The following is a 15,367-nucleotide window of genomic DNA, read 5'->3' as shown; positions in this document are numbered from 1 at the left end:
CGATTTGGTTCGTCGGCCTGCGGCGCACTAAGGTGAGTTCTCGGTATCCGGCATCACCGCCGGTCGCCAGCAGTGATCCCCCATAGCTCAATTGGCAGAGCATTCGACTGTTAATCGAAGGGTTATTGGTTCGAGTCCAATTGGGGGAGCCCAGCAACCAGGTCAGAGGCTTCCGAGCCCTGACCTGGTCTGCATTTCAGGGTGGTCAGCCGGGTGGGGCGTGCAGGGTGGGCCGGTAGATCAGCTCCTGGATCCGGCCGTCGAGGGTGCGGCTCTCGAGCAGTTCGAGGTCATACTCCGCTCACCCCACGGCCCGGGACACTCTCGCCCGGCTCTGCGCCGAGGTCGTGGGGGAGCACTCGGCGCGGGTGGCGGCGGTCCACCGCGTGGGCGTGCTGCCGGTGGGCGAGGTCGCGGTGGTGGTGGTCGCTGTGGCTCCGCATCGGGCCGAGGCGTTCGCGGCGTGTTCGGAGCTCATCGAGCGTCTCAAGCACGGGGTGCCCATCTGGAAGCGGCAGCGCTTCACCGACGGCGTCTCCGAATGGGTGGGCGTCGGCGACTGCTGAGTTGGTCAGGCCGGTCGTCTCCAGGGTCTGCGCGGGTTCTGACCCGGCGGATTGATGAGTGTGCCGTCGTCGGCGACGATGCGGTCGGCGTAGGCGTTCCACTCGCGTTCCCAGATGGCGTCACGGGCACGGGCCAAGGGGCCCTTGGGTCTGGTGCGGTGTTCGTGTCCGGTGTCGGTGATGATGACGAGTTCACCCAACGGCCCGGACCGGTAGGCGTTGGTCCCGAACGTCTTCTCCCGGTGGTGTTTGCGGCACAGGCAGACGAGGTTCCACTCGGTGGTCGGCCCGCCGAGCTCGGGGTCCTTCGTGTTGAACGCGATCACATGGTCCACGTCGCAGGCCTCGGCGGGAACCGAGCATCCCGGGTGGCGGCAGGTGCCGTCGCGCATGCGGATTCGCTCGGCCATCGCCGGGGTGATCACGTAGCGCAGGGCGTGCTCGGGGGAGTCGAGCACGCCGGGGGCGGGGTCGATGAGCTCGAACCGCACGCTCGCGTCGTCGCCCTCGAGCAGTTCCGTGCAGAGCCATTCGACGCTGCTGTAGGTGCCGTGGACGAACTCGACGCGGTTGGGCAGGCCCCGGGCCGCGGAGGCGATCACGCTGATGCGGATCGGCTGACCGGCCCGCGCGGCGTTGCCCAGCGTGGGCCGGGGGAGGTCCGCCCCGAGCCTGACGTCGCCGAGCTCGATGCCGTCGTGCTCGGACGCAGGGGCAGCGGCAGGGTCGGTCGCGCAAGGGCTGGTCGCGGACGGGTCACCAGCAGGCGGATAGACGGCGAGCGCGGCGAGGGCGTCGGCGCGGAGCTGATCCAGGGAACCGTCCAGTCCGTCCGCCGAGGCGGCTGACGCATCGGTCTCGATGCGACGACGGAGGAGTTCGGCATCGGCGGCGGTGAGCTTGGCCCACATCGTGGCCATGCCGTTCCGGTCGCCGCGGAATCGGACCGAGCGGGTGGCGGCCGCCGCGGCGGCGGCGTCCTGCGCGGCAGCCGGGTCGTGTCGCTCCACGGCGTCATCGATCGCCGAGTCCACTGCGTTGCGGGTCGGCCGGTCGCCACCGTCGAGATCGTCCGTGAAGCGCGCGACCACCTCGTCCTCCACGGCCGACACGATCGCGTCCGGCACCTCCGCCAGGCGACATGCGATATCGACCGCCAACTGCTCGGGCAGCAGCCCGCGGTCGACCGTGGATCGCAGACGGGGCAGCCGCCGGTGGATCTGCGTCCCGGCCGTCACCAACCGCGCGGCGTGCCAGCACGTGAGCTGGCACGCCGCCACGAGGTGATCGCGGGCCCGGGCCTCCGGATCCAGCCGGGCGTACGCGGGTCGGCGTGAACCGGCGCCGGCCTCGTCGGCCTGCTCCGCCTGTGCCTGGGCGGACCGGGCGAACTGGTCGACCAGGACATGCGCCGCCTCCAGCCGTGTGGCCCCGGCGCGGTTCTGCGCCAGCGTCGCGGCACGAGCCGCCTCGCTGACGGCCTCCATGTCGACCATGCCGAGGGACTCGGGTACGGCAAACAGTGCACTCGTCGTCGTCACCATTCCACCCCTCCGCCACCGACATCGAACTTATATTCGATACTACCCGCGCGGAACGACTAGCACAAGGGTTCGATCACTCACCCCAACCTGGAACCCACCCACTGCGCCAGGGAAACACTGTCGCCTGCACCCGATCGACCAGACCGGCGGCCATCAGCGCCCGGTTCATCGACAAGCTGCCGTGCGAGCGCAACGACACGTCGGATTGCTGCTTCAAGCGAGTGACCACCTCGACGGCGTCTCCGCTGACGATGGCCGCGTCCGGCCAGTCGAGGGGACCATCCAGCGTCGTTGACACCACCGTGGTCAGCAGCGTGGTCATCTGGGTGACCCAGGGGTCGAACACGCCGGAGTAGTCAGTAGCCGCCCCAATCACCGTTGTCGTTGTACGACCCGAAGCCGTCTCCCATGGGAGGCGTCCGGAGGTCAGCCGGGTTGGAGTGTCCGGAAATCGCCTCGGTCGAAGCTGATGTGGAACCTCCTCGAGTCGATCCGCCAGCCCTCCGGCGTCCGGGTCCACAGGTCCGAGTACTCGCCGAAGCACTCGTAGGACAGATCGGACTGGTCCCCGGCACCGAGGTGGAGGACACGCGCGTACGTGAGGCTTCGTGCCCGGTCCTCGTCTCCGTGGAAGGCGAGCTGGACCCGATGGTTGCCCAACAGGTGCTGGGACGGTCCGCAGCCCCCGAGGTGCTCCCTGACCCTCTCGATGATCGCCTGCCGACCGGTCGCGCCGTACCCGGTGGCGGACTCGGTGAACAGCTCGCCCAGCCCGTCCCAGTCACGTGAGTCCAACGCTGCGGCCACGTCGGCCAGACGCTCGATGATCAGGTCCCTGTCACTCGTCATCTCCCCTTGGTAGCAGGGATCGCCGGGGGATCTCAGCTGTCGTCGCTAATCTGGCCGCCATGACCGACGTCGAGATCGCGCTGTCCACCGGCCGCGTGAAGGGCACCGATCTGGGGGACGTGCTCCGCTTCTACGGGATCCCCTACGCCGAGGACCCCGTCGGCGACCTCCGGTTCGCCGCCCCGGTCCGCCGCGAACCGTGGCCCGGCGTCCGGGACGCGACCAGGCCCGCCGCCACCGCGCAACGACTGCGCTTCGATCCCGATCCGGCGATCCCCGAGCCGATCGTCGCCGGCACGGACATCCTGCACGTCGACGTGTGGGCTCCCGCCCAGGGCACGGGCCACCCGGTGCTGGTGTGGATCCACGGCGGCGGGTGGGAGTCCGGGTCGTCGCACCAGCCCTGGTTCGACGGGACCGCCTTCGCGCGCGCCGGGATCGTCGTGGTCTCGGTGGGCTACCGCCTGGGCGTCGAGGGGTTCACCGCGTTCCCCGACGCCCCGGACAACCGCGGGGTGCGGGATTGGATCATGGCCCTGGAGTGGGTCCGCGACGAGATCGCGGCGTTCGGCGGTGACCCCGGGCGGGTCACGGTGTCGGGTCAGTCGGCGGGCGGCGGGGCGGTGCTCTGCCTGCTCGCCTCGCCGTTGGCGGCCGGCCTGTTCCACCGGGGGATCGCCTCGTCGCCCGCGGTGCTGCGATCGCCCGCCGCTCAGGCCCCCAAGGGCACGGCCGCCGCGGAACTGGCCGCCGGCGGCCGGGGCGCCGTCGACGAGTTCCACCGGCGCCTGCGCAAGGACAATCCCTTCCTCATGCCGTTCCGGCCGACGGTCGGCGACGACACCGTCCCGGTCCCGCCCCTGGAGGGCATCGGGAGCGGTCCCGGGCTCGACCTGCCACTGCTCATCGGCTCCACGGCCATGGAGTTCGAGGGGGTCGTCCGGGCCCTGCCCGGGGCCGCGTTGGTGCCGGGTGCCGCGATGATCCTGCGGTCCCAGGAGCTGCCCACCACCGGACTGCGCGCGCTGGCCAGACAATCGGCGGGCAAGTCGCTGCGACGGGCGGTGGGGGCGGTGGTCGACGCCGCGACCATCCACTCGACCGTCGTGCGTGCGGCCGAGACCCGGGTGGCCGCCGGCGCGCCCACCTGGGTGTACGACTTCCGCTGGTCCGAGGGTCGCGGCGCCGTGCACTGCGCGGACCTGCCGTTCTTCTGGTCGGTTCCGGAAGCCGCGAACGTGCGGGCCTACCTCGGAGCGGATGCGCCGCCGGGGCTCGTCGACGCGATGCACCGGTCGTGGGTCGACTTCGTCCGCTCCGGGGACCCGGGGTCCCCGCCCTATGCGCCCCCCGGGAGGCGCGTGCAGGTGTGGGATGACCCTCCCGCTGTCGTCGAGGACGGACTGGCCGACGTCCGCGCGGTCTGGTGGCCCGCCGGAGGCTCCTGACGCCTTGCTACGATTGCGCCGCGCGTGCCGGTGACGTTCCCGGCGCGTGCGGGGGGCTATAGCTCAGTTGGTTAGAGCCGCGGACTCATAATCCGCTGGTCGCGGGTTCGAGCCCCGCTGGCCCCACCATCGCTCGACTCATCACCACAGCTGGCCCCACCACCACGCCGCGACCCCACCTCGGACGCGGGTCGGCCCGGTCGGGCGGGTCAGGAGCGCCCGACTAGGATCGATCTCCATGGTCGCCTCCCTGCTCGTCGCCGGTACGACCTCCGATTCCGGAAAAAGCGTCGTGACCACCGCACTGTGCCGGGCGTTCGCTCGCCGCGGCATCAACGTGGCCCCGTTCAAGGCCCAGAACATGTCCAACAACTCGATGGTGGTCGCCGCCCCTCGCCGCACAGGTCCGCACAGCACAGGCCCGGACGGCACCGCCGAGATCGGGCGCGCGCAATGGATCCAGGCCCTCGCAGCGGGCGTGGCCCCGGAGCCCGCGATGAACCCGGTGCTCCTCAAGCCCGGCGGGGACCGGCGCAGCCACGTAGTGGTGATGGGACAGCCGGCCGGGTCGGTGTCCTCCCGCGACTTCGTCGACGGACGGGCCCACCTGGCCGACGCCGCGTTCGCCGCCTACTCCGACCTGGCCTCCCGTCACGAGCTCATCATCTGCGAGGGGGCCGGCAGTCCCACCGAGATCAACCTGCGCTCCAGCGACTACGTCAACATGGGCCTGGCCCGGCACGCGGACATGCCCGTCGTCGTGGTGGGGGACATCGACCGCGGCGGCGTCTTCGCCGCCCTCTACGGCACGGTCGCATTGCTCGAGCCCGCCGATCAGCGGCTGGTCGCCGGGTTCGTCATCAACAAGTTCCGCGGCGACCCGACGCTGCTGGCCCCCGGGCTGCGGCAGATCGAGGACCTCACCGGCCGGCCGGTCCACGGGGTGCTGCCCTGGAATCCCGACCTCTGGCTGGACTCGGAGGACGCCCTCGCGGTGGGTCCCCGCGCCGCCGACGCCGCCGCCACCCTGCGGGTGGCCGTGATCCGTCTGCCGCGCATCAGCAACTTCACCGACGTCGACGCCCTCGGCCTGGAGGCGGACGTCGATCTGGAGTACGTCACGGAGCCCCGCGACCTCGCGGGGGCGGACCTAGTCGTCGTCCCCGGGACCCGCGCCACCCTCGACGACCTCGCCTGGCTCCGCGCCCGGGGCCTCGACCGGGCGCTCACCTCCCACGTCGAGCGCGGCGGCGCGGTGCTGGGGATTTGTGGCGGCTTCCAGATGCTCGGCGGGGAGATCTCCGACCCGGACGGCATCGAGGGCGAGCCCGGCGCGCGGGTGACCGGCCTCGGACTGCTTCCCACCACCACTCGCTTCGGCGCCGAGAAGGTGCTGCGGCTGCCGACCGGACGCGCGCTGGGTCAGGACGTGGGCGGGTACGAGATCCACCACGGCCGGGTGAGCGTCGGCGGCGGGGGCGAGCGGGTCGACGACGACGAAGAGTTCCCCGGCGGAGCCCGGCGCGGCCGAGTGTTCGGCACCATGTGGCACGGAACCCTCGAATCGGACGGCTTCCGGTCGGCGCTGCTGGCCGAGGTCGTCGGCGGCTGTGGGGGTGATGGCTCCGGCGGCGCGGGTCGTATGCGCCCGGCGTCATCGGTGAGTTTCGCGCGGGCCCGCGAGGCGCGGCTCGACCTGCTGGCCGATCTCGCCGAGGAGCACCTCGACCTGGACGCGCTGCTCGAGCTGGCCCGCTCGGGCGCTCCGGAACTGCCGCTGCTGCCGCCGGGGGCGGACCGATGAGCGTGCTGATCCTGGGCGGCACCGCCGAGGCCCGCGACCTCGCCGTCCTGCTGCAGGAGCGCGGCCTGCGGTTCTCCTCGTCTCTGGCGGGCCGGGTCGCGCGGCCGCGGTTGCCGGTGGGGGAGGTGCGCGTCGGCGGGTTCGGCGGCATCGACGGGCTCCGGCGGCACCTCACGGAGGCCGGCGTGACCGCGGTCGTGGACGCCACCCACCCCTTCGCCGCCGGCATCTCGGCCAATGCCGCCGCCGCCTGCGCCGCCGCGGAGGTGCCGCTGCTGCGGCTCGAGCGGCCGGGCTGGGCCGCCGCCGCGGGGGCCGATCGCTGGCACTGGGTGGACGACCACGACGAGGCCGCCGCTACTGCGTCCCGCGTGGGCCGGCGGCCGTTCCTCACCATCGGCCGGCAGTCGCTGGACAGGTTCGTCGGCCCGCTCGCCGAGCACCACGCGCTCGTCAGGGTGGTGGACCCGCCGGAGGTGGAGCTGCCCGCGTCGTGGCGACTGCTGCTGAACCGCGGCCCCTACTCGGTGGCGGGTGAGCGTGAGCTCTTCGCCGACCACGGCGTGGACGTGCTGGTCACCAAGGACTCGGGCGGCGGTCACACGTGGTCGAAGATGGCGGTGGCCGACGAGCTCGACGTGCCGGTCGTGGTGGTGCGACGGCCCGGACCCGCACCGGGCGTGCCCGTGGTGGACAGTGCAGCAGCCGCCGCGGAGTGGGCCGGCGCCGCTGACTGACCAGGCCGGCGCCCCGAGGACCGCGGTTAGAGCAACTTGATGTGGATCTCCCGGATCCGGTCGTCGTCCACCGTGTAGCGGCCGCGCAAAGTCAACGTCATGGTCTGCCCCTCGTCCAGCGACATCCCCATGAAGTCCTTCACGTCGGCGCGTGCGGTGAGCGTGTTGATCACCGTGACTATGGCCGTGTCGCCGTCGACCTCGATCTCCTCGGGGGTCATGCGGTCGACAAACGTACTGGTCATCGCGCGGTAGGTGTCGAGGTAGGCGGAGATCCCGTGCTGGGTGCCGGCGGCGGAGTGCAGGACGACGTCCTCGTGCAACACCGCGGCCAGGTGGTGGGGGTCCTCGCTGTTGTAGGCCTCGTAGTAGGCGGTGATGACGTCGCGCACGGTCATGAGGTCTCCTCGGTGGTCGTTCCGACCCGGGCGGTCAGCGAACCGGATGCCGGGTCTACGCCTATTCGGCCAGAACGCGCCCGCGACCGCAAGGGGCCCGGTTAGCCGAGTCGGGCGGGCCGACGCGCGGTGGCGAAGCGCCGCGCGTGCGCTGCGAACCGGGCCGCCATCGCCGGATGCCCCGCCCAGTGCGTGTGTAGGTAGGACGCGTGGACCGACCCGCTGACGAACCCCTCTGGTCCGGCGCTGCTGGTCCAGGCGGGAGCCGCGCCCGGTTCGTCCGCGCGCGAGCCCGCCGCGCCGGCGGGCGGGTTCACGGCCGTGCGGTGGAACTCGTGGCCGGTGACCTCGGTGCCGGCGGTCGCCAGGACACTGTCGGCACCTGCGGTCGAGCGGCGATAGGCCAGGGTGAGCCGCGGGGCCATGGCCGCGTCGGCGTCAACAGCACCGACCATGGGGACACCGTCGAGGGTGCGACAGAGATAGAGCAGGCCCGCGCACTCGGCGACCGTTGGCGTCCCGGCCATCGTCGCCGCCCGCAGTGCGCGAAGCATCTGCTCGTTGGCGGCGAGGTCCGCGGCGTGGACCTCGGGGAACCCGCCACCGAGGTAGATTCCCGCGGCGGTGTCGGGCAGTGCCTCGTCGGCCAGCGGGTCGAACGGCACCACCGAGCAGCCGGCTGCCTCGAGCAGTTCGACCGTCTCGGCGTAGCGGAAGGTGAAGGCTCGGCCACCGGCCACGGCGATGAGCGGGCGGACCTCGTCGTCGTCGACCCCAGGCACCCCTCCATCCCCCGGGGCGCCACGGCAGGCGCCCCCATGACCAGCGCCGACGCCCCCCAGCGCCGCGCGCGCCGACCACGCCTCGCCCGCCAGCGGCGGCGCCTCACGCGCGATGCGCATGACGGCCTCGAGGTCGATCGACGCCGCCACCTTCCCGGCCAGGTGATCGAGCGAGCGCGCGGCCTCGGGGCGTTCGGCGGCGGGGACCAGGCCGAGATGGCGGGAGGGGGCGGTGACGTCGTCGTCGCGCTGGAGGACACCCAGCACCGGGATGCCGAGCGGGGCCAGCGCGCGGCGGACCTCGTCGGAGTGGCGGACGGAGCCGGCCTTGTTGAGCACCACCCCGGCGATGTGCACGGCCGGGTCGTAGGAGGCCATCCCCAGCACCACCGCGGCGATGCTGCGGGAGGCGTGGGAGATGTCCACGACCAGCACGACGGGGGCCCCGGTGAGCGCGGCGACGTGGGCGGTGGAGGCGAACCCGTCGCCGCCGATGTGCCCGTCGTACAGGCCCATCACGCCCTCGATCACCGCGACGTCGGCGGGCCGCCCGGCGCCGGCGCCGGCGCCGTGCAGCAGCAGCGGCACGATTCGCTCCTCGCCCACCAGGTGCGGGTCCAGATTGCGGCCCGCCCGCCCGGTGGCCAGGGCGTGGTAGCCGGGGTCGATGTAGTCGGGCCCCACCTTGTGCCCCGAGACCTCCAGCCCGGTGCGGCGCAGCGCGGCCATGAGGCCGGTCGCGACGGTGGTCTTGCCGTGCCCGGACGCCGGCGCGGCCACGACGATCCGCGGGAGGTCGGTCACCATTCGATGCCCCGCTGACCCTTCTGCCCGGCGTCCATCGGGTGTTTGACCTTGGTCATCTCGGTAACCAGGTCGGCGACCTCGAGCAGCCGGGGGTCGGCGTCGCGGCCGGTGATCACCACGTGCTGCCGGCCGGGGCGGCTGGCGAGGGTGGCGACCACGTCGTCGACGTCCACCCAGCCCCATTTCATGGGATAGGTGAACTCGTCGAGCAGGTAGAGGTCGTGCCGCTCGTCGGCGAGGCGCCGCTTGATCTCGGCCCATCCTTCGGCGGCGTCGGCGGCGTGGTCGTCCTCGGTGCCGTCCTTGCGCGACCACGACCAGCCCGAGCCCATCTTGTGCCACTCGACGGGCCCGCCCTCGCCGGTCTCGGCGTGCAGGCGGGCGAGGCGTTCCATGACGGTCTGCTCGCCGATGCGCCACTTGGCGGATTTGACGAACTGGAACACACCGATGTCCCAGCCCTGGTTCCAGGCGCGCATCGCCAGGCCGAACGCGGCGGTGGACTTCCCCTTGCCGGGCCCGGTGTGGACCATGACCAGCGGCCGGTTGCGGCGTTGGCGGGTGCTGAGCCCGTCGTCGGGCACGATCTCCGGCTGTCCCTGGGGCATCAGGCCACCTCACCTTCGGTGCGCGGATGGCCGGGTCGTGTGTGGCCGGGTCGCGTGCGGTCGTCCGGGGTCGGGCCGCGGTCGGCGGAACCGGGGCGCGCGGTGCGGGCGCGGACGGTATCGGTGAGTCCCTCGGCGGTGACCTCGCCCAGTGGCACGTGCTCAGCGCCCAGGTGCCCGGCGAGCTCGGAGGCCAGGCCCATCCGGAAGCGGCCGGTCTCGCAGTCCACCACCACCGAGGCCACGCCGAGGGAGGCCAGCCCGGTCGCCGCGGTGCGGGACCTGGCGAGGGCGTCCGGGCCGTGGGTGGCGCGGCCGTCGGTGACGACGACGAGGAGGGCCCGCCGCCGCGGATCGCGGACGCCCTCGATGCGCAGGACTTCGGCGGCGGTGATCAGTCCCTCGGCCAGTGGGGTCCGGCCGCCCGCCGGGAGTTCCGCGAGGCGGGTGGCCGCGATGTCGACCGACGACGTGGGCGGCAGGGCCACGTGGGCCGCGGCCCCGCGGAAGGTCACCAGTCCCACCTTGTCGCGGCGTCGGTAGGCGTCCAGCAGTAGGGAGAGGATCGCGGTCTTGACCTGCTCCATCCGGGTGCGGGCGGCCATGGAGCCGGAGGCGTCCACGCAGAACAGCACGAGGTTGGACTCGCGGCCCTCGCGGACGGACGAGCGCAGGTCCTCGGCGGCCAGCCGGAGTCGGCCACCGTTTGGGCCGGCTCCGCGACCGCGGGCGGATTGCTGCGGCGCGGCGGACCGGATCGTGGCGGGCAGGTGCAGGTCGGAGCCGGTGAACGCGCGCGCGCCGATGCGGCGGCCGCTGGTGGTGAGGGCCCTCGACCGGCGGCCGGCCGCGCCCTGGCCGGTACCGGCGACGGCGAGCAGGCGGGTGCGGTACGGCGCCGCGGCCGCGGTGACCGTGCCTGGCTCGGGCGGGGTGGGCCCGGGAGCGTCGGACCGCGAGGCGTCGGCGGGGGTGTCCTCCGCGGCGTGTCCGCCGGGCTGCTCGTCGGCTCGGCCGTCGGCGTCGTCGTCCGATCGCCCGCCCGCCTGGGCGGGGCCCGCGGTGCTGGAGGCGTTGCCGGCGCCGGGGCCGTCCTCGTTCTGCTCGGTCTGCTCGGGCGAGTGCTCGTGCCCGGCGTGCTCGGCCGAGGCCCGCGCCGGGGCGGACTCTGCATCCGAGGTGTCTGCCGACGCGGACTCGTCTGCGGACTCCGACTGTTCGGCGTCGTCGGCCGGCGCGGTCTCGTCCCGGGGGTCGGGATCGGGCTCGTCGTCGTCGCCCAGGAGCCGTTCCAACAGGTCCTCGTCGAGGCCCGGCGCATCGAACGGGGCACGACGGCGGCGGTGGGGCAGCGCCATGCGCGCGGCGACGCGGATGTCCTCGCGGGTGATCCGGGTCCGGCCCTGCCATGCGGCGTGGGCGGCGGCGGTGCGGGCGGTGACGATGTCGGCGCGCATGCCGTCCACGTCGAAGCCCGCACAGACCCGGGCGATGGTGGACAGCGCCCAGGGGGTCAGTCTCACCCGGTCGAGTACGCGCCGCGCGGCGGCGATCCGTTCGCGCACGGCGGCCTCGTCGGCGGCGTGGTCGGCGACGAATCCCGCCGGGTCGGCCTCGAACGCGATCCGGCGGCGCACCACCTCGGCGCGCAGTTCCGGGTCGCGAGGTGCGGCCACCTGCACGGTGAGGCCGAAGCGGTCCAGCAGCTGGGGCCGGAGCTCGCCCTCCTCGGGGTTCATGGTGCCGATCAGCACGAAGCGCGCGGCGTGCTCCACCGAGATGCCGTCCCGCTCGACGGTCACCCGACCCATGGCGGCGGCGTCGAGCAGCAGGTCCACCACGTGGTCGTGGAGCAGGTTGACCTCGTCCACGTAGAGCAGTCCGCGGTGTGCGCGGGCGAGTAGGCCCGGTTGGAACACGGTCACCCCGTCGGTGAGCGCACTCTCCAGGTGTAGTGATCCGGTGATGCGGTCCTCGGACACCCCGATGGGCAGCTCGACCAGGCGGACCGGCCGCCGCTCGGTGGGCGCGTCGTGCGGGATACGCCCGTCCGGGGTCTCGGAGCCGCGGTCGTCGGGTGCGGAGGAGAAGCGGTCGCCGGTGACGACCTCGACCTCCGGCAGGATCCCGGCGAGGGCGCGGACCATCGTGGACTTGGCCGTGCCCTTCTCACCGCGGATCAGCACGCCGCCGACCGCCGGGGACACCGCGGTCAGGGTCAGGGCCAGCGCCATGTCGTCGGAACCGACGACAGCGCTGAAGGGGTAGTGCAGTGGCATGGGGGCTCCCGCTCTCGTCTGCCAGGCTGGTCAGCGCGAGGCCGGTCTCCGGACTTCCCGGCTCATCTCGGACGTGCGCGCGGGGCGCGATCGCCTGAGAGGCCGGGTTACCGTAGCGGGCCCTGTGCCGGATTCTCACCGGCTTCCCTGATTCTCCCCTCCGCTCCGCCTGTGGCGGGTCGTGGGGCACCTCGTGCTGTGGGGTCTGTTCGGTTGTGTGGTCCCGAGGCTAGCCCAACGGCCTGTCCCGGGGCGCCTCAGGTGTCGCGGTAGGGTTCCGCGTCATGAATGCACGGGTGGTGGTCGTCGGCATCGGCGGCGACGGGTGGGCGGGGCTCGACGAGGCCCGCCGTCGCGCCGTCCTGGCCGCCGATGTGGTGCTCGGGGGCGAGCGTCATCTGGCGATGATTCCGGGCGACGTGACGGCCGATCGGGTGCCGTGGCCGCGGCCGCTGCGGGACGGGTTGCCGGAGCTCCTCGAGCGGTTCCGCGTGCGCTCGATCGTGGCCCTGGCCTCGGGCGATCCGCTGGTCGCGGGGATCGGCACGACCCTGATCGATGTGCTGGGCGCGGATGCGGTGGAGGTGCTCCCGGCGGTGTCCTCGGTCGCTCTGGCCCGCGCCAGGATGCGGTGGCCGGCCGAGTCCGTGGCTGTGCTGCGCGACCACCACTCGCTCGGTCGCGAGCTGGCGCCTGGGCGACGTCTGCTAATGCTCTCAGCGGACCGGCACACGCCGGGAGAGGTCGCCGCGACGCTGCGGGGCGCCGGCTTCGGGGGGAGCGAGATGACCGTGCTCGCCGATCTCGGGGGCCCGGCCGAGGCCCGGTTTTTCCGCGCGGCGCGCGACTGGGCTGTTGATCGCGAAGCCCCCGCCCTGCACGTGTTGGCCATCGAGTGCGTGGCCGATTCCTCCGCCCGCCCACTCGGGCTGGCGCCGGGATTGCCCGACGACGCTTTCGAGAACGACGGCCAGCTCACTCGCCGCGACCTGCGGGCCTCGGCCCTGTCCCGCCTCGCGCCGTCGGCCGGTGAGCTGCTGTGGGATGTGGGCGCCGGCGCCGGGTCGGTGGGCATCGAGTGGATGCGCGCGCACCCGTCGTGTCGGGCTATCGCCATCGAGGCCGATCCCGGGCGGGCGGCGCGTGTTGCGCGCAACGCCGCGCGGCTCGGGGTGCCGTCGTTGGAGGTCGTCAACGGCCGCGCCCCGCAGGTTCTGGACGGTCTGCCCCGCCCCGACGCGGTGTTCATCGGCGGGGGCGGCACTGCCTCTGGCCTGCTCCAACAGTGCTGGGACGCGCTGGTCCCGGGTGGCCGACTGGTGGCCCACGCGGTGACGCTGGAGACCGAGCGCGTGGTGGTCGACACCCGCGCCGTATTCGGCGGGGAGCTGACCAGGATCCAGGTCGAGCACGCGGACTCGATCGGCCGGTTCACTGGCTGGGCCCCGGCCCGTGCGGTGGTGCAGTGGGCGGCCGTGAAGCCCTTCGTCGCTGCGGCTGATACTTCGGAGACAGGGGAGAGCTCGTGACCGTTCACTTCGTGGGAGCCGGCCCCGGCGCCGCCGATCTGCTGACGCTGCGCGCGGCTGCGGCGCTTGCCGCCGCCGACGTGTGCCTGTACGCGGGGACGTATCTCGACGATGGCGTTCTCGCGCACTGCCGCCCCGAGGCCCGGCTGGTGGACACCCAGCATCTGGACCTGGACGGGATCATCGGCGAGATCGTCGCCGCTCACGCCGAGGGGCTCGAGGTGGTCCGGCTGTGTTCGGGTGACCCGTCGCTGTACTCGGCGCTCGCCGAGCAGACTCGCCGGCTCGACGCGGCCGGCGTGCCGTGGGACGTGGTCCCTGGTGTTCCCGCCTACGCGGCGGCAGCCGCCGAGCTGGGGGTGGAGCTCACGGTTCCCGAGGTGGTGCAGTCGGTGGTGCTCACCCGCGTCCAGGCTCGGTCGACGGCGATGCCGTCGACTGAGTCGTTGGAGAACTTCGCCGCCACGGGCGCCACGCTGGTGCTGCACCTGGCGATCACTCGGATCCGCGAGCTCGCCGAGCGGCTGGTGCCCACACACGGTGCCGACTGCCCGGTGGCGGTGGTGGCCAACGCGAGCCGCCCGCACCGCGTGGAGCTGCGCGGCACTCTTGCTGACATCGCGGCAGCGGTGGAGACGGCTGGCCTGCGCCAGGCGGCGGTTATCCTGGTCGGCCGGGCGCTGGAGCGGCCGGGCGAGGCGGAATCGTGGTTGTACGCGTCGAGCCCGGAGCGAGAGTCGAAGCGGCGGGGCTGAACGGATAGGCCGAAGGCAGCGGGCAACAGACAGTGTCCTCCGGCCGCCAGGAAGCCCGAACCGACGCAACGGTATCGGCGAAGGGCCGCGTGGCTCGCTAGGAACGCCAGCTGCGAGACCCGCGAGGATCGGAGAGGCTCAGCTGCGCTCGCCAGCATCGAGGCGTAGTCACGTCCCCTGTGGGGTACACCCGTGCGGGACAACATGCCGCCGACCATCGCTTGTGGACTTGATCGCTTTGTGGCGGTCTTCTGTGGTTACTTCTTGGCGGCGACGTACCAATCGGGCGTTCTGGCCGGAAGAATTAGAGCGAGTCGGCGGCTCACGGGTGCGTGGTGGGGTTTGCGTCGGTTCTGTCAGAGTCCGAATGCTCCGCCGCTGATCAGGATGAAGGCGCCCAGGCCGATCAGGACAGTCGGGAACAGGATATGTTCCCAGCGCTCTAGTGCTTCGGCGATCGGTCGGCGGGTGGCGACGAACTTGGCCAGGCCCACCAGTCCCGCCACCAGCACCAGGAACACGATGCAGTAGGCAACTACGGCTCCCGTGCCCACGTTGAGAAAGACGGGGACGTAGACGCCGATGTTGTCGCCGCCGTTGGCGAACGTTACGCCGGCCACGGTCCACACGGCGACGTTCTTGCCCTCGATCTTTGCGTCGTCGTCGTCATCATCGTCCCCGCGCCAGGCCTGCCACGCGGCCCGCAGTCCCAAGCCAAGTGGGATCAGCCCGAAGTAAGGGATGGCCCCCGGGGGCAGGAAGGCTCCCGCGCCCAGGGAGACGAGCACAGCGACGCCGAGGATGCCGACGAAGCCAAGATACTGGCCGGCCAGAATGCGTGCGGTGGTTCCGCGTTGGCCTGCTCCGCGGGCGAAAAACAGCGACAGGACGATGATGTCGTCGATATTGGTGGCAATGAACAGGCCGATCGCCTGCAGGGCCGAGGACAGGATCACGCCTGCACCTCCGTGGCGTGACAACCCGGCACTGAGCAGTCGGGCTCCAAGCAGGGGGCGTTTTCGTTGACCGCGAGGGTGACCTCGACCAAGGAGGATAGCGACCGCGCCAAGTGCGGGTCTGCGATCTCGTACCGGGTCTGGCGGCCTTCGGGCACTGCGACAACGATCCCGCAGTCGCGCAGGCATGCCAGATGGTTCGACACGTTCGACCGTGTCAGCTCCAAATCGCGGGCCAGCTCCGCCGGGTAGGCCGGCTGCTGCAGCAAGGTCAGCAGTATCCGGGACCGCGTCGGGTCGGCCAT

General features: G+C 72.3%; 14 protein-coding genes, 2 tRNA genes, 2 pseudogenes and 1 riboswitch. Of the genes and pseudogenes, 8 read left to right on the top strand and 10 right to left on the bottom strand.

What is annotated here, in order from left to right:
• The first annotated feature begins 76 nt into the window (after nt 1-76).
• Nucleotides 77-149 (top strand) — tRNA-Asn (locus Q2K20_RS10625).
• 56 nt (nt 150-205) lie between these two features.
• On the opposite strand, the pseudogene Q2K20_RS18205 reads toward Q2K20_RS10625, so the two are convergent.
• Nucleotides 206-301 (bottom strand): annotated as a pseudogene (locus Q2K20_RS18205) (deaminase); the annotation flags it as partial.
• A 46-nt stretch (nt 302-347) separates the two neighbouring features.
• Between Q2K20_RS18205 and Q2K20_RS10620 the strand changes: the two are divergent.
• A complete protein-coding gene (locus Q2K20_RS10620) occupies nt 348-566 on the top strand; it encodes a molybdenum cofactor biosynthesis protein MoaE (protein ID WP_235027812.1) in 219 nt (72 codons plus the stop codon).
• Between the two features lie 5 nt (nt 567-571).
• Here the strand turns inward: Q2K20_RS10620 and Q2K20_RS10615 are convergent, their stop codons facing one another.
• From Q2K20_RS10615 to Q2K20_RS10605, 3 genes and pseudogenes are all read right to left on the bottom strand, one after another.
• Nucleotides 572-2,110 (bottom strand): HNH endonuclease signature motif containing protein, encoded by a 1,539-nt coding sequence (locus tag Q2K20_RS10615; RefSeq protein WP_301162347.1) that lies wholly within the window; start codon nt 2,108-2,110, stop codon nt 572-574.
• Nucleotides 2,111-2,207: 97 nt separating this feature from the next.
• A pseudogene (locus Q2K20_RS10610) lies at nt 2,208-2,465 on the bottom strand (dihydrofolate reductase family protein); the annotation flags it as partial.
• A 71-nt stretch (nt 2,466-2,536) separates the two neighbouring features.
• Nucleotides 2,537-2,959: a nuclear transport factor 2 family protein gene (locus Q2K20_RS10605; RefSeq protein ID WP_163377204.1), complete on the bottom strand. Its 423-nt coding sequence runs from the start codon at nt 2,957-2,959 to the stop codon at nt 2,537-2,539.
• A 59-nt stretch (nt 2,960-3,018) separates the two neighbouring features.
• Here Q2K20_RS10605 and Q2K20_RS10600 point away from each other — a divergent pair, with 59 nt between their 5' ends.
• The 4 genes from Q2K20_RS10600 to Q2K20_RS10585 all read left to right on the top strand — a co-directional run bounded on the left by Q2K20_RS10600 (nt 3,019) and on the right by Q2K20_RS10585 (nt 6,948).
• Nucleotides 3,019-4,407: a carboxylesterase/lipase family protein gene (locus Q2K20_RS10600; RefSeq protein ID WP_163377203.1), complete on the top strand. Its 1,389-nt coding sequence runs from the start codon at nt 3,019-3,021 to the stop codon at nt 4,405-4,407.
• A 52-nt stretch (nt 4,408-4,459) separates the two neighbouring features.
• Nucleotides 4,460-4,536, top strand: a tRNA-Ile gene (locus Q2K20_RS10595).
• A 109-nt stretch (nt 4,537-4,645) separates the two neighbouring features.
• The gene (locus Q2K20_RS10590; RefSeq protein ID WP_269505567.1) at nt 4,646-6,211 is read left to right on the top strand and encodes a cobyric acid synthase; all 1,566 of its coding nucleotides are present in this window, start codon (nt 4,646-4,648) and stop codon (nt 6,209-6,211) included.
• Entirely contained in the window at nt 6,208-6,948 is a 741-nt protein-coding gene (locus tag Q2K20_RS10585) for a cobalt-precorrin-6A reductase (RefSeq protein ID WP_163377201.1), read from the top strand. The genes Q2K20_RS10590 and Q2K20_RS10585 overlap by 4 nt, the downstream gene beginning before the upstream one ends.
• 26 nt (nt 6,949-6,974) lie before the next feature.
• Here Q2K20_RS10585 and Q2K20_RS10580 read toward each other — a convergent pair whose 3' ends face one another.
• From Q2K20_RS10580 to Q2K20_RS10565, 4 genes are all read right to left on the bottom strand, one after another.
• A complete protein-coding gene (locus Q2K20_RS10580) occupies nt 6,975-7,346 on the bottom strand; it encodes a nuclear transport factor 2 family protein (protein ID WP_163377200.1) in 372 nt (123 codons plus the stop codon).
• Between the two features lie 101 nt (nt 7,347-7,447).
• Entirely contained in the window at nt 7,448-8,935 is a 1,488-nt protein-coding gene (locus Q2K20_RS10575) for a cobyrinate a,c-diamide synthase (RefSeq protein ID WP_269505563.1), read from the bottom strand.
• Nucleotides 8,929-9,543 (bottom strand): cob(I)yrinic acid a,c-diamide adenosyltransferase, encoded by a 615-nt coding sequence (cobO, locus tag Q2K20_RS10570; protein WP_268091908.1) that lies wholly within the window; start codon nt 9,541-9,543, stop codon nt 8,929-8,931. Before cobO ends, Q2K20_RS10575 begins: the two co-directional genes overlap by 7 nt.
• Nucleotides 9,543-11,822, bottom strand: a complete 2,280-nt coding sequence (locus tag Q2K20_RS10565) for a magnesium chelatase subunit D family protein (protein WP_269505559.1) — start codon at nt 11,820-11,822, stop codon at nt 9,543-9,545. Before Q2K20_RS10565 ends, cobO begins: the two co-directional genes overlap by 1 nt.
• Before the next feature lie 21 nt (nt 11,823-11,843).
• Nucleotides 11,844-12,031: riboswitch (cobalamin riboswitch) on the bottom strand.
• A gap of 75 nt (nt 12,032-12,106) precedes the next feature.
• On the opposite strand from Q2K20_RS10565, the gene cbiT reads away from it, so the two are divergent.
• Together cbiT and Q2K20_RS10555 are read left to right on the top strand one after the other, a co-directional pair.
• A complete protein-coding gene (gene cbiT / locus Q2K20_RS10560; RefSeq protein WP_269505557.1) occupies nt 12,107-13,351 on the top strand; it encodes a precorrin-6Y C5,15-methyltransferase (decarboxylating) subunit CbiT in 1,245 nt (414 codons plus the stop codon).
• On the top strand, nt 13,348-14,106 hold the full coding sequence (locus Q2K20_RS10555; protein ID WP_269505555.1) for a cobalt-precorrin-4/precorrin-4 C(11)-methyltransferase: 759 nt from the start codon (nt 13,348-13,350) through the stop codon (nt 14,104-14,106). The genes cbiT and Q2K20_RS10555 overlap by 4 nt, the downstream gene beginning before the upstream one ends.
• Nucleotides 14,107-14,462: 356 nt before the next feature.
• Here the strand turns inward: Q2K20_RS10555 and Q2K20_RS10550 are convergent, their stop codons facing one another.
• Nucleotides 14,463-15,062 (bottom strand): cadmium resistance transporter, encoded by a 600-nt coding sequence (locus Q2K20_RS10550; RefSeq protein ID WP_120283016.1) that lies wholly within the window; start codon nt 15,060-15,062, stop codon nt 14,463-14,465.
• The coding region (locus Q2K20_RS10545) for an ArsR/SmtB family transcription factor (protein WP_317176789.1) at nt 15,059-15,367 on the bottom strand (309 nt) is incomplete at its 5' end. The genes Q2K20_RS10550 and Q2K20_RS10545, both read right to left, overlap by 4 nt.

Origin of the sequence: Dietzia sp. IN118 (assembly GCF_032905965.1) — a bacterium.
GTDB classification, from domain to species: Bacteria; Actinomycetota; Actinomycetes; order Mycobacteriales; family Mycobacteriaceae; genus Dietzia; species Dietzia kunjamensis.
Note: the sequence above shows the minus strand (reverse complement) of the source record. Positions and strands in the feature narration are given on the sequence as shown.

What these genes read in the sequence shown, in the direction of transcription:
- Q2K20_RS10615 (WP_301162347.1), bottom strand. Translation starts at nt 2,110, where the DNA reads ATGGTGACGACGACGAGTGCACTGTTTGCCGTACCCGAGTCCCTCGGC.
- Q2K20_RS10605 (WP_163377204.1), bottom strand. Translation starts at nt 2,959, where the DNA reads ATGACGAGTGACAGGGACCTGATCATCGAGCGTCTGGCCGACGTGGCC.
- Q2K20_RS10600 (WP_163377203.1), top strand. Translation starts at nt 3,019, where the DNA reads ATGACCGACGTCGAGATCGCGCTGTCCACCGGCCGCGTGAAGGGCACC.
- Q2K20_RS10590 (WP_269505567.1), top strand. Translation starts at nt 4,646, where the DNA reads ATGGTCGCCTCCCTGCTCGTCGCCGGTACGACCTCCGATTCCGGAAAA.
- Q2K20_RS10585 (WP_163377201.1), top strand. Translation starts at nt 6,208, where the DNA reads ATGAGCGTGCTGATCCTGGGCGGCACCGCCGAGGCCCGCGACCTCGCC.
- Q2K20_RS10580 (WP_163377200.1), bottom strand. Translation starts at nt 7,346, where the DNA reads ATGACCGTGCGCGACGTCATCACCGCCTACTACGAGGCCTACAACAGC.
- Q2K20_RS10575 (WP_269505563.1), bottom strand. Translation starts at nt 8,935, where the DNA reads ATGGTGACCGACCTCCCGCGGATCGTCGTGGCCGCGCCGGCGTCCGGG.
- cobO (WP_268091908.1), bottom strand. Translation starts at nt 9,543, where the DNA reads ATGCCCCAGGGACAGCCGGAGATCGTGCCCGACGACGGGCTCAGCACC.
- Q2K20_RS10565 (WP_269505559.1), bottom strand. Translation starts at nt 11,822, where the DNA reads ATGCCACTGCACTACCCCTTCAGCGCTGTCGTCGGTTCCGACGACATG.
- cbiT (WP_269505557.1), top strand. Translation starts at nt 12,107, where the DNA reads ATGAATGCACGGGTGGTGGTCGTCGGCATCGGCGGCGACGGGTGGGCG.